This window comes from Haloferula rosea, from assembly GCF_016595525.1.
GTDB lineage: Bacteria > Verrucomicrobiota > Verrucomicrobiia > Verrucomicrobiales > Akkermansiaceae > Haloferula > Haloferula rosea.
This window is the reverse complement of the sequence record NZ_JAENII010000014.1, coordinates 1-12,502: the sequence shown is the minus strand read 5'-3', so window position 1 is coordinate 12,502 and position 12,502 is coordinate 1. Positions and strand designations below refer to the sequence as shown.

Below are 12,502 nucleotides of genomic sequence, written 5' to 3'. Positions count from 1 at the left end.
CTGGATGTTTCAAGGCTGACACTTTGCGGTGGTGGGACGTATTCCCTTGTGCCGAACGGCGGATGCAGGGCAGGCAGAGGGCGAGATGCCGAAGTTGCGATTGATCCCTGCCCTCGTTCCGCTCGTTTTTTCCATCCATGCCGAGGATGCGGCGCCACCGCCGTGGGAATTCACCGGGGCCGCGGGCCTGGCGGTGTCGGATGGCAATTCGGATTCGGTGGCGTATTCGCTGCAGTTCCTGGCGTCCTATCTGGCGGACGGCCATGAGGCTTACGCGGGGGTGGACTACTTTCATGCGGAGGACAACGGGCTGGAGAGCACGAACAATCTGAAGCTTTTCGGGCAGTACAACCGTGACGTCAGTGAGCGCTGGTATGTGGGTGGGCGCGGAAGCTATTTCCGGGATGAGGTGGCGAACCTTGACTATCGGGTGGACGCGGGGGTGTTGGCCGGCTTCCGGGCGATCGATGCGGAGCGCATGAAGCTGAGCTTCGAGGCGGGTCCGGGGTATGCGTGGGAGAAGCAGGCCGGGCGCTCGAGGGACTTCGTGACGTTCCGGCTGGCGCAGCGATTCGAGTATCAGTTCTCGGAGGTGTCGAAGTTCTGGCAGTCGCTCTCGTGGGTGCCGCGGGCGGAGGACCTGTCGGACTCGGTGCTTGAGTTCGAAGCCGGCCTGGAAACGCGGATGACGCGGCAGCTGTCGCTGCGTGCCTTCCTGCGGCACCGCTATGACGACACGCCGGCGCCGGGGAGCAAGAAATCGGACACGGCCGTGCTTTTCGGGATGGCCTACGATTTCAACGGGCTACCGGAGCCGGAGGAGGATGGCGGGGGGCGCCGCAGCCTGATGCCGGGTGACGAGGAGGAAGCGGAGAAGAAGGACGGCTGGGGCACGACGGCGGCGCTCGGGGTGTCGCTCAATCAAGGCAACTCGGATCGCTTCGGCTACCATCTGAACTGGAACACGCTGTTCCGCGATCCGACGAAGGAGTTCATCTTCGACTTCGGTTATCACTATTCGGAGGACAACGGGCTGACGTCGACGGACCGGCTGACTTCGAGAGTCCAATACAACCGGCTTTTCGAGGGCCCATGGTATGTCGGCGGGGGCATTGGGTTCCTGCGCGATGAGCCGGCTGCCATCGACTACCGGGTGGCGCCGACGGTGCTTGCGGGCTACGCGCTGATCGATTCGGACGCGACGGCATTGAAGTTTGAAGTGGGTCCATCCTACACCTTCGAGAAGACGGGCGGAGTGACTGCGGATTTCCTGTCAATGGTGGCGGCGGAGCGATTCAGCCATCAGTTCAGCGAACGCTTCGCCGTGAGCCAGGCGCTGGTTTACACGGCCGAGCTTGCGGATTTCCAGAACTCGACGGTGGTCGCATCGGCGGCTCTGGACACGAAGGTCAGCTCCCGCCTGATCTGGCGACTTGGGGTGGACTACACGTATGAGAACCAACCTGCTGCGGGCCGTCAGCGGCACGATACCTTGCTCAGTAGTTCGGCGGCGGTGAAGTTCTGAACGGTCCCGGTTTCATCGCACCGGCCGGGATCGGTGGGAAAATGTGGACAAGAAGCGGGTGCGCTTGTCGCTCTGTCCGGCATGCGATCCATTCTCTCCTATGCGCTGGCCATCTGCGGTGTCTTCGGCTCGCCGGTGGCGGCAGTCGATGCTCCGGGGGCTGGCCACATCCAGACGCCGCAGCTGCTGAGTGACCAGCTGAAGCAGAGTCTGGCCGAGGTGCGGGCGAGCTGTGTGGCGGTGAACGCGGGTGGCACGGCGAGTGGGGTGATCATTTCCCCGGACGGGCTGGTGCTCACTGCCGCTCATGTGACGCGCATGGCGAAGGAGGATGTGGTGTTCAAGATCACGCTCGAGGACGGTCGCAAGGCGGAGGCTGAGCTGTTGGGGTTCAATCGTGAGACGGATTTCGCGCTGCTGAAGATCACTGAACCCGGTGAGGTCGAGTGGCCGCATTGCGAGCTCGCCGAGACGTCGTCGGTCACCGGGGATTTCTGCTTCACCGTGGCGCATCCGGCCGGGCGGAAAAAAGGCAGACCCGCCCAGGTGAGGATGGGGCGGATCACCACGCACAGTCTCGCTCGAGGGCGCCCGGATTATCTGTTCGCCGATTGCAACATCCAGCCGGGGGACTCCGGTGGGCCGTTGTTTTCGATGGACGGGAAGCTGATCGGTTTGGACAGCAGTGCGGCCGGCATCCTCGGGTTCAATATTTTCCCCGCCATCGACCAGTATCACCTCGACCGCGAGCGCCTGGAGGCGGGTGACCGGTGGGGGGATCGGGAGAAGTCGCCCGACGGGCCGCGCTTCACCAAGATCGAACTCACTCCGGACGCCACTGAGGCGGTGCAGGCGGAGTTCATGAGACGTCTTGAGATGAAATACCCGCCGACGCTGGACTTCGTGCAAGGACTCGCGAACGAGGAGGGTGAGGTCACTCTGACCCCGCAGACCATCGTCACGCACATGACCAAGGCGGCCATGGCCATCGCCAAGGAGCAGCCGCTGAGTCTCGGCCTCGATGATCCGGCGCTCACGCTCGCTCTGGATGCCCTGCCCGAAGATGCGGTGAAGGGGATGCCGCTGGTGGTGGATGGCGAACGGGTGGGCTACTCGGTGGCCGTCGGTCCGCGGCATTTCCTCACCAAGGCCAGTCTGTTAGGGGATGAGGCGGAGGCGGGGGTCCGCTGCGACGATGGCGTGCTGGATGTGAAGGTGGTGGCACAGGATGAGGAGTGGGACCTTGCCTTGCTCGGACTCAGCTCCGGGGAGAAATTCGAGGGCATCGTGTGGCCCGAAGTGCCGGCGACGATCAAGGCGGGTGATCTGCTGGTCGCCCGGGATCATGCGGGACGGTTGGTGTGGAATGTCGCCACGGATGAAGCGCGTCCCGTGACGAAGGCCATTTCGGCGGGGCCGTTGGAAGACAAGTCGATCATCAGCGGGCATCGGGCTCCTTATCCCATGGCGATCCGTCATGCGCTTCCGCTTGAAGCCCGTGATGCCGGCACTCCGGTGTTCGATCGGTCCGGGGAGCTGGTCGGGATCCACATTGCCCGCTTGTCGAGGACGCTGGGACTCATCCTGCCTGCTTCGGCTCTGCGGGAACGGGTCGGCATGCTGCTGGAAAAGGCCGAAGACGAGTAGCGAGCTCCGCGCATCACCCTTTTGAGGGATAGGCAGGATTTTCGGATCGGGGCATCCTTCGATCCAGCGATTGGGCTGACTGGATCGGTAGGGTCCCAATCGGGCTTGAGAGGACTGGCGTTGCAAAACGAACAGATCCAGGGCGGAACATGGAGATGGGTTCTTCCGTGTTCCGCCCCCCTCTTCGTGCAGGAGAGCGGCTTGTGGATGAGGCCCGTTGAAAGATTCAGGCGTGAGAGCGGTTTATCCTCAGGTCATGTGGGGTCGAATGCAATGGACGGGATTGTGGAGCATGATGGCAGGTTTCCTGCAGGCAGCTCCGATTGCGGATGTGGATGAGCTCATTCGCGTGCTCGGGGAGGCCGGGGAGGCCGGTGAGGGCGATGTGGTCGAGCTGGGACCGGGGAGGTTCGAACTGAAGGCTCCGCTCAAGGTTGCATCCGGGGTGACTCTCCGTGGGGCCGGCATGGACCAAACCACCCTCACCGGAGAGGCGGGCTGGGAGGGGAATCCGGCGACACTGCCGGACCCGGAAACCCAGCGCGAGAAGTTCGACCGCAGTGGCTACCTGATCCACCTCGAGCCGAAGGGGTCAGGAATCACGATTTCCAACCTCCATCTAACAGGCGAGCGCCTGCATGGAGCGATCTTCGGTTCGGGGAACAGCAACCTGCGCTTGGATCATCTGAAGATCGAGGATTTCCTCTACTGTGGGATCCGTACTTATTCGACGACCGGGGCGTCCATTCACGACTGCGTGTTCATCGATGCCGGTCAGCGCTGGGAGCGTGGCAAGCCGGGAGTGAAGGGAGGCATCACGGGCGGTGGGATTTTTGCGATCTGGATCAAGGACAGCGAGATCTTCAACAACCGCTTCCTGCGGACGAAGACGGCTCCGAACGAACACTACTATGGCATCAAGGGGCGCCAAGGGAAGCGGCTGCGGATCCATCACAATACCATCGAGACGAACTTCTCGATCGAGTTTCCGTTCGAGAACGACGAGGACGTGGAGATCGACCACAACGTCCTGCATGGCACAGTCTCGATTCCGAAGCATGCGGGCGGGCCGGTGCCAACGAGCGGGCGGACCTTCCACATTCATCACAATCTGTTTCAGAACAGTTATGCCATCGAGTTCGTGAGGAACGGGGTGGAGATCGACCACAATCTGTTCGACTTCGACCCGGCGAATGACCACGGCAACCTGATCTCGGGATTCGGCAAGGCTGCAGCAAAAGGGCCTGCGGTTTTCCACAACAACCTGGTCCGCAATCCCGGCAGGGGAGTGATTTGGATCAATGAGCCGTTCTCGAACCTGGTGGTCCGCAACAACCACATCAAGGCGGTGACCACGGGGACGCCTCGCAAGGACGGGTTGTTCGGGTTCCATCCTGAGTCAGGTTTTCCGACGATCGTGATCCGTGACAACCGGATCGAGTGCGAAGGCGTGGCCCGCCCCCTCTTGAGAAACAAGGAAAGCCTGAATGCCGGGATCGAGAACAACGGTCTGACCGGCGTGGCGGACGAGGACGACTATGCCAATCCGAAGGCCGATCGTCCGCAGGGCCTGCTGGAGCCTCTGGAGTTCGCCTGCGGTGTGGACGGTGAAGTGCGCGTCGAAGGATGGTCGGTGACTCCGGCAACTGACGCAGGTCGCGAGGAATGAGCCGCCGCGCCGAGCTATGGGGTGGCCCGTCGGCTCAGTAGTTGGTGGTGCGGTCGAGCTTCAGCTGCCTCATCGCCTCACCGTCCTCCATCTTGAACTGAAACTGGCGGAACTTGCCGGTCTTCTCACCGCCCTGGTAGAGCGGGAATCGACGGACGAACGTGTTCTCGACGAACTGGAACTCGTCGCCACCGCGGTAGCCGTCGAGTGCTTTCCCGTTGGTGACATCCTGGAAGTTGACCATGCCGAAGGACTTTTTGGAATAGCTCGTGAAGACCTGTGCCGAGCGCTTGCCGTCGTTCGCTTCGACAATCACCGCCACCTCGGGTGAGTCGTCGCCGGTGATGTCGTCGCAGAGGACGTCGATCACCTTGCCTTCGATGCCGACGTTGAAGGTGTCGTCCGCTTCGGTCAGGCCGGTGGAGGCGATGTTGAACTCGCTGTTTCCCGGCTTGGCGGGAAAGGTCACGGTGAACTTGATGTCGCCGTAGTTCACGGTCTTGCTGAATTTTTCAGCTGCCGGTGAAGGAGCCGGTGCTTTGTCGGTGATCTGCAGGCTCAGGCTGAAGTTGGCGGTTTCGGAGCGGCGGGCAGCGGCGCGATTGAGGAAGACGCAGATCTTGTGCTCTCCATCCTTGAACAGTTGGCCGTTGTAGGAGTTGTCGCCCAGGGCCGAGGCATAGAGGGCGTCGTCACCCGGGCCCTTGCCGGGGATGTAGACGTTGAAGTCCGCCGAGAGGTTGTCGGTCTTCAGGTCGACCTTGAGAAACTGTCCGCTGCGGGCCCCGAGGGTATAGACGATCGACTCGCGCCCGGTGATCGAACCCTTGATGTCGGCTCCCGTTGTGCCTGGCTTGAACTGAACGGGGATGGTGCGTGTTTCGTCGGCTGCGGCAGCAATCATCAGAGGGCAAAGAAGGGCGGCGAGCATGGACCGGCACAGGTTGATCTTCATGAGGACCATGGAAGCTCCGAATCCCTCCCCGTCAATCGCGAACCCCACCGGGGCATGGCGAGTGAATCGGATCGAAAATCCACTTTTTCATCCTCTGGTCCTTGCGTCGTTGGGTTCCCGGTATCCCCTGCAACCGGGGTCCGGTGGCTCGAGCGGCTTGGACCAGCAGAAAAGGATTTGCGCCGAAGAACGACTGAACGACTCTGGGTGGTCGTTACCATGTAGATACAAGAATCAACCCCATACCATGAAACCATTGCACAAACCGTTCCGCAGAAGCCTGACAGGGTGGGTCGCCTCATCCCTCTCCGCTCTGGGTCTCGTCATCTCAGCCAGCGCCGAAAACATCGTCGACGTGCTGGCAAGCAAACCTGAGTTCTCAACACTGGTCAGCCTGGTCCAGCAGGAGGGTCTTGAGAGCACATTGAGGAATGCCCACGGGATTACGATCCTCGCGCCCACGAATGCAGCATTCGCCCAGAATGTGCCGGCCGGTGATGTTGCGGATATCCTGCAGTATCACGTCCTGCCCAACGAACTACGAACCAACGAATTTGCCAACGGGCTGCTTCCCACCTTGCTGCCGGATTCCCCGGTCCGGGTCAGCCTGAGCCGGTTCTTCTTCTATCGTTTCGTCAACTTCGACAATGCCCGCGTCACCTTCGGGAACATCGAGGCGGACAATGGGGTGATTCATCAGATCAACGCGGTCCTTGATCCCGCCGTCGGAAACCAACCGACCTTGTTGGAGGCGGTCGCAGCCGATCCGCAGTTCAGCACGCTTGCGGGGCTGATCCAGCAGGCCCGCCTCACACGGACCTTCGCCAGGCTGGATTCGGCCACGGTGTTCGCGCCGACGAATGCCGCCTTTGAAGCGGTGCCCGCGGCTGATCTTCAGGCCATCGCATCGAACCGGCGGCTGCTGCAGCGGGTCCTCCTGAACCACGTGGCCCGTGGTGAATTCGACCAGAGCGAGCTGCTCGGGGAAGGTTCCGTCCAGACGCTGACCAACAAGCTCCGCATTTCCGGAGACGCCTGGTCGCTGGCGGTGGATGGCGTTCCGATCGTGGGGACCGATGCAGGCATTTCGAATGGGATCGTCCATGTGGTCGATCAGGTTCTCGTGCCGCGCGGTCCGGAGTCGCTGGTCGATGTGGCATCGAACAACCCGGACCTCAGCACCTTCGTCCAGGTGCTTGGTGATGCCGGGCTCGCGCCGACTTTCGACAGCACCCGTGGACGTCCTACGTTCACCGTATTTGCTCCGAACAACCGTGCCTTCGGGAATGTTCCTTCGGAGGTGCTCACTTCGCTCCTGAATGATCCGACCGGTGCCCTTGCCGACGTCCTGCGCCTCCATGTGGTGCCCGGCACCCTGAATGCCAATGATCTCTTCGACGGTCAGATCCTCACGAGTTTGGCGGGGGACAAGCTCCTTGTTGCCATCGATCCCCACGTGGGTGTGACGGTGAACGGGGCCCCGGTGGTCGACCCTGACTTCCATGCTGCCAACGGTGTGCTTCACGTCATGGGAGATGTCATCTCACCGGTGCCGGTGACCATTGCCGACCTCGTGCGGTCCAATCCGGAACTGTCGACCCTTGGAACGGCTCTCGAACTCGCCGGGCTGGACGGATTGGTGGCTGACGCGCATCAGGACCTCACGGTGTTCGCACCGACGAATGATGCCTTCGATCGCTTGCCCGAGGGCGTGCTCGACGGACTGCTGAACGATCCAACCGGCGGACTGGCCGACGTGCTGAGGTATCATGTGGCACCCGGAGGTCGGACGGCTTCCGAACTGCTGGCCGAGGGAGCGGTGCCGACTGCGCTGGGCCCTGACGTGACCATCGAGAACCGGAGACCCCGCTTCTTTTTCTTCTTCTTCAATTTCTTCAACCGCAACGTGGTGGAAGTGAATGGAGTGCGCGTCGAAGTCGCCGACATCGAGACTGACAATGGAGTCATCCATATCATCCGCGATGTCTTGATCCCGCCCACCCCTTCGAGGATGGAGCCCGACCTGGCCCGCTGATCCCTGGAACTCCAACCGATCATGAAACCCGTCCACGTCTTGCTGGTTTGTGTGGCCGTGGCCTCCTGCTCGGAGAAGCAGGAGCCCGTTACCGACGAGTCCGCTCCGGAAGTCCGTCAGCTGTCGTCGCGCGGTTCTGCCACGGATGAGCTGAACGGGACATCGTTGCACTCGATTGGGCGCCTTCCGGCCGAGAGCAGGGCGGAGGCGTTCCGGATGCTCCTGTTGGAGGCTGCCGATGCCGACCTCGATCTGGCGATGGAGGCGGTGGAGACGTTGGAGTCCGCTGATGAGAAGCTGGATCTGCTCTATGTCTTCGCCGATGACCTCGTTGGTCGTGGCGAGATGGTCCGCCTTCCTTCGCTCTTCTGGGTCGCGGCCCATCCAGCGGTGGATGAAGGTCTGAAGACCACGGTCCTCGCGGACCTGCGCCGTGAGCTGGGTCTGAGCTGGCAACCTGATCTCGCCACCATGGCGCTGAAGCTCGAAGAGCACCTGATCGCGGAGGGAGCGATGCAGTAGGCGGGTTTCCAGCGATTGGATTCACGGCGGGGCCCCTGTTGGGTCCCGCCGTTTCTGTTGGTTAGGGGGCGTTCGAGTCGGGCTAAATGGACGAATTCATTTTCCTGCTTGCGGAGGGCCGATCCGATGCGTCCTTCCAGCCAGAATGAAGAAGAAATTGTATTCCATCCCGATGGCCATTGCGTGCCTTGGTTTCGCCGGGCTTCCAGCCCAAGGAGCAAAGCATTCCGTTGCGGAATTCGACCCCAAGGAGGCGGAGTCCCTCGGTTGGCGCGTCGTGGATGACGGAGTGATGGGAGGGCTCTCGAAAGGAAACCTCAAGGTGTCGAAGGACGGAGTGCTCAATTTCAAGGGCAAGCTCTCGCTCGAGAACAACGGCGGGTTTTCCTCGCTGCGGACGGAGAAGCTGAGCATGGATCTCGGCGATGCTGAGGGTCTGGTGGCCCGGGTGAAGGGAGATGGCAGGACCTACCAGATCCGCTTCAGCACGGACGCTCGCTTCCGTGGGATGGAGGTTTCCTTCATGGCCGAGTTTCCCACCACCAAGGGGAAGTGGACGGAAGTGAAGATCCCGTTCGACGACTTCACCGGCAGCTTCCGTGGAATGAAGCTCAAGGATCAGAAATTCAACCCGGCGAAGATCAGTCGTCTCGGATTGCTGTTGGGTGACAAGAAGGCCGGGCCGTTCGAGCTGCAGGTCGATTGGATCCGCACTTATGGTGCCAAGGAATCGGGCTCGAAGGATGTGGTGGCGCTCGCGCTCGCTGACGGGCGCTTCAAGGTGCTGGCTACGGCCTTGACCGAGGCAAAGCTGGTCAAGGTGCTGCAGGGCAAGGGCCCCTTCACGGTGTTCGCGCCGACCGACGAGGCATTCGCGAAGCTGCCCAAGGGAACCGTGGAGTCGTTGTTGAAGCCGGAGAACCGTGAGAAGCTTCAGGCGATCCTGAAATATCACGTCGTGCCCGGGGCAGTGGATCTGTCGGGGGCGTTGAAGGCCGGGAGTGCCAAGACGGTATTGGGCGAGCCGGTGAAGATCGCTTTCTCCAAAGGCAAGGTGCGGGTGAACGATGCCAGCCTTGTCGACGCGGACATCGAGGCAAGCAACGGGGTGATCCACGTGATTGATTCCGTGATCCTGCCGCCGGAGCCGAAGAAGGATTTGGCGAGCGTGGCCAAGCGGGCCGGCAAGTTCAAGACGCTGCTTGCGGCCATCGAGGCGGCGGGTCTGAGCGACGCGCTGGCGGGTGATTCCCCTCTCACGATCCTTGCGCCGACGGATGAGGCCTTCAAGGCCTTGCCGAAGGGGACGGTGGAGTCACTGCTGAAGCCGGAGAACCGGAACAAGCTGCGTGAGATCCTGATGCTGCATGCCGTGAACGGCAAGGTGTCGGCAGGGGACGCATTGAACGCTGGATCGGCCAAGGCACTGAATGGTGACAAGCTCGGTTTCACGATCGACAAGGGTCTGTTCAAGGTCAACGGGGCGACGATCCTCAAGACGGACATCAGCTGCGACAACGGAGTGATCCATGTGATCGACAAGGTTCTGCTGCCTGCCGAGAAATCGGAAGCATGTGAATCCTGCACGAGCTGTGAGCAGACGGCCATGGCCCCGGCCGACCGGATTCAGGCGGCGATCGACAAGGGGGTGCCGATTTTCAATCGCGGTGACCACGCCAAGTGCGCGGAGATCTACGAGGCCTGTTTGGTGGAACTCGCGAAGGACGAGCAGATGGACTCCAGTGTCCGCCAGGCGATGGGCTCGCTCATCGAGCGAATCCGCAAGATTGAGGATGCGACCGAGCGGGCGTGGATGTTTCGCCAAGGTCTCGATCACATCCATGCCGCGGTGTCCCGCTGAGAGGGATGCGTTCGCGCTTCGCCCCCGAGGGGGTGTGGCTTGATCGATACGAATTCCGGGGAGGTTCGGGCCATGGGCTCGGCCTCCCCTTTTGGCATCCATGGGGGTGGGTGGCGAGGCACGGGAGGTGGGTGGAATGGAGCATATTCCGCTTTGCGCGACGGTCAGGCCGTGGCAGGGGTGGGGGGTGCTGCCTTGGTTCCAGAACGATGCCTTTCCCCTCTATCTCGCCCCGATGGCGGGGGTGACGGATGTGGTGTTTCGTCAGATCTGCAAGGAGCTGGGTGCGGATGTGATGGTGACCGAGTTCGTCTCGGCCGAGGGGATCATGGTGGCGGATGACCGGACGAGGAAATACACCGAGTTCACCGATGAGCAGCGACCGGTGGGAGTACAGCTTTTCGGCGCCGACGGGGTGCGGATGGGAGAGGCGGCACGCAAGGTGGTCGACTGGAAATGCCCGGACTTCATCGACATCAACTTCGGATGCCCGGTCAACAAGGTGGTCTCGAAGAACGGCGGGTCTTCCTTGTTGAGGGATTGCCCGGTGCTCGAGTCGGTGGCCGCCGGCGTGGCGAAGGCCTGTGAGGGGGTGGTGCCGGTGACGGCCAAGATCCGCATCGGATGGGATCAGGATTCCGTGAATGCCGTGGAAGTCTGCAAGATCCTCGAAGGTGCCGGGATGCAGGCGATCTCGATTCACGGCCGGACCCGGTCGCAAGGATATGGGGGTGAGGCCAACTGGGAGGTGATCGACGCCTGTGCGCGGGCTGTCTCGGTGCCGGTGGTGGGGAATGGCGACATCGCTTCCGGAGAAGACCTAGCCAAGCGAAAGCGGGAAACCGCGGTGAGCGGGGTGATGATCGGTCGCGCCGCGATGCAGAATCCGTGGGTGTTCCGGCAGGCGAAGCATTTCCTGGCGACCGGCGAGCAACTGCCACCGGTGCCGTTGGAGGAACGCTGGGATCTGGTGGTGAGGCATTGCCGGATGGCGGCGGAAAGCAGCCGCTACGGAGCCGAACGCCACGCGATCATGGCCATGCGGGCCCGCCTGATGGCCTACTGCAAGGGATTTCCCGGTGCCAAGGAGCTGCGCCAGAAGCTGTGCAAGGTCGAGAGTGTCGCGCAGGTGGAGGACATTGCCGAGCAGTCGCTTGTGGCGGCGGCGTCATCACCGCAAAACGTCTGAAGCCTGTCAATCGCCGGAGAAGGCGGATTCGGGTCGACTTGGGGCTTTCCCGCCATCGCCTCGCGGTGATAGAGGATGCACATGGAAAGTCACGAAGTGCTCCGTCAGGCGTTCGCCAAGACGACGCCGAAGGCGGTCGCGGCCGATCTCGGGGTGTCGCTCTCACTGGTTTACAAGTGGGCGGAAAAGCAGTCGGCGGATGGGTCGGGCAGCCGGAACCCCATCGACCGGCTGGAGAAGATCATCGAACTCAGCGGCGACACGAAGATCATCGAGTGGTTGTGCCAAAGAAGCGGCGGGTATTTCGTCCGCAACCCGGAGAGCTCGTGCAAGAAGGGCTACGAGGTGCTCCCGGCGACCAATGAAATCGTCGGGCAGTTCTCCGGCCTGCTGCAACGCATCTCCGCGGCGGCGGCGGATCACTCGATCACTTCGGACGAAGCCTCCGAGATCCGTGAGTGCTGGGACCAGCTCAAGAGCTACGCCGAAGGATTCGTGTGCTGCTGCGAGGAAGGCGACTTCGACCAGCTTGAGAAGATTCCGCCACCGTCCGAAGGACCCAAGCGGTATTACACGGACTAGCACGGCACTGCTGCTGCTTCACCCGCGGACTGCATGGCCGTCGGTGCCATGCCAGTGAGGTCGCTGCGCTCCGTGAGGTGGGGGATTGCGGTTGGATGACCGCAGCCGCATTCAAACCCAGCTGGGTTCTCATCCCAGTCTCCATGTGGCGGGCCGAATGGGCGGCGGGAGAGGTGGCGGGTTCCTCGAAGCGAAAGGGAAAAAGTACGCGGACTGGGATTGCCCCTCCTGCGTCGGTGCCATGCCAGTGAGGTCGCTGCGCTCCGAGGTGGGGATTGCGGTTTATTGACCGCAGCCGCATTCAAACCCAGCTGGGTTCTCATCCCAGTCTCCATGTGGCGGGCCGAATGGGCTGCGGGAGAGGTGGAAGTTTCCTTGAAGCGAAAGGGAAAAAGTACGCGGACTGGGATTGCCCCTCCTCTGTCGGTGCCATGCCAGTGAGGTCGCTGCGCTCCGAGGTGGGGGATTGCGGTTGGATGACCGCAGCCGCATTCAAACCCAGCTGGGTTCTCATCCC

At 62.0% G+C, this 12,502-nt stretch carries 9 protein-coding genes; 8 read left to right on the top strand and 1 reads right to left on the bottom strand.

The window, feature by feature from the left end; translation table 11 throughout:
* Positions 1–85 precede the first annotated feature (85 nt).
* The 3 genes from JIN81_RS15650 (at position 86) to JIN81_RS15640 (ending at position 4,841) form a co-directional block, all read left to right on the top strand.
* Positions 86–1,525 (top strand): DUF481 domain-containing protein, encoded by a 1,440-nt coding sequence (locus JIN81_RS15650; protein WP_200281960.1) that lies wholly within the window; start codon positions 86–88, stop codon positions 1,523–1,525.
* Between the two features lie 81 nt (positions 1,526–1,606).
* Positions 1,607–3,172, top strand: coding sequence for a S1 family peptidase (locus JIN81_RS15645; RefSeq protein ID WP_200281958.1), 1,566 nt, complete (start codon positions 1,607–1,609; stop codon positions 3,170–3,172).
* Positions 3,173–3,428: 256 nt separating this feature from the next.
* Positions 3,429–4,841 (top strand): right-handed parallel beta-helix repeat-containing protein, encoded by a 1,413-nt coding sequence (locus JIN81_RS15640; protein ID WP_234045068.1) that lies wholly within the window; start codon positions 3,429–3,431, stop codon positions 4,839–4,841.
* Between the two features lie 34 nt (positions 4,842–4,875).
* Here JIN81_RS15640 and JIN81_RS15635 read toward each other — a convergent pair whose 3' ends face one another.
* The gene (locus tag JIN81_RS15635) at positions 4,876–5,796 is read right to left on the bottom strand and encodes a hypothetical protein (protein ID WP_200281953.1); all 921 of its coding nucleotides are present in this window, start codon (positions 5,794–5,796) and stop codon (positions 4,876–4,878) included.
* 247 nt (positions 5,797–6,043) lie between these two features.
* Between JIN81_RS15635 and JIN81_RS15630 the strand changes: the two genes are divergently transcribed.
* The 5 genes from JIN81_RS15630 to JIN81_RS15610 all read left to right on the top strand — a co-directional run bounded on the left by JIN81_RS15630 (position 6,044) and on the right by JIN81_RS15610 (position 11,985).
* Positions 6,044–7,831, top strand: a complete 1,788-nt coding sequence (locus JIN81_RS15630; RefSeq protein WP_200281950.1) for a fasciclin domain-containing protein — start codon at positions 6,044–6,046, stop codon at positions 7,829–7,831.
* Between the two features lie 21 nt (positions 7,832–7,852).
* Positions 7,853–8,353, top strand: coding sequence for a hypothetical protein (locus JIN81_RS15625; protein ID WP_200281947.1), 501 nt, complete (start codon positions 7,853–7,855; stop codon positions 8,351–8,353).
* 145 nt (positions 8,354–8,498) lie between these two features.
* Entirely contained in the window at positions 8,499–10,214 is a 1,716-nt protein-coding gene (locus JIN81_RS15620; protein ID WP_200281944.1) for a CIA30 family protein, read from the top strand.
* Positions 10,215–10,350: 136 nt separating this feature from the next.
* Complete coding sequence (gene dusB, locus JIN81_RS15615; RefSeq protein ID WP_200282318.1) at positions 10,351–11,403, top strand: tRNA dihydrouridine synthase DusB; 1,053 nt, start codon at positions 10,351–10,353, stop codon at positions 11,401–11,403.
* Positions 11,404–11,484: 81 nt separating this feature from the next.
* Positions 11,485–11,985, top strand: coding sequence for a phage regulatory CII family protein (locus JIN81_RS15610; RefSeq protein WP_200281941.1), 501 nt, complete (start codon positions 11,485–11,487; stop codon positions 11,983–11,985).
* Positions 11,986–12,502 lie beyond the last annotated feature (517 nt).

What these genes read in the sequence shown, in the direction of transcription:
- JIN81_RS15610 (WP_200281941.1), top strand. Translation starts at nt 11,485, where the DNA reads ATGGAAAGTCACGAAGTGCTCCGTCAGGCGTTCGCCAAGACGACGCCG.
- JIN81_RS15625 (WP_200281947.1), top strand. Translation starts at nt 7,853, where the DNA reads ATGAAACCCGTCCACGTCTTGCTGGTTTGTGTGGCCGTGGCCTCCTGC.
- JIN81_RS15650 (WP_200281960.1), top strand. Translation starts at nt 86, where the DNA reads ATGCCGAAGTTGCGATTGATCCCTGCCCTCGTTCCGCTCGTTTTTTCC.
- dusB (WP_200282318.1), top strand. Translation starts at nt 10,351, where the DNA reads ATGGAGCATATTCCGCTTTGCGCGACGGTCAGGCCGTGGCAGGGGTGG.
- JIN81_RS15630 (WP_200281950.1), top strand. Translation starts at nt 6,044, where the DNA reads ATGAAACCATTGCACAAACCGTTCCGCAGAAGCCTGACAGGGTGGGTC.
- JIN81_RS15620 (WP_200281944.1), top strand. Translation starts at nt 8,499, where the DNA reads ATGAAGAAGAAATTGTATTCCATCCCGATGGCCATTGCGTGCCTTGGT.
- JIN81_RS15635 (WP_200281953.1), bottom strand. Translation starts at nt 5,796, where the DNA reads ATGAAGATCAACCTGTGCCGGTCCATGCTCGCCGCCCTTCTTTGCCCT.
- JIN81_RS15640 (WP_234045068.1), top strand. Translation starts at nt 3,429, where the DNA reads ATGTGGGGTCGAATGCAATGGACGGGATTGTGGAGCATGATGGCAGGT.
- JIN81_RS15645 (WP_200281958.1), top strand. Translation starts at nt 1,607, where the DNA reads ATGCGATCCATTCTCTCCTATGCGCTGGCCATCTGCGGTGTCTTCGGC.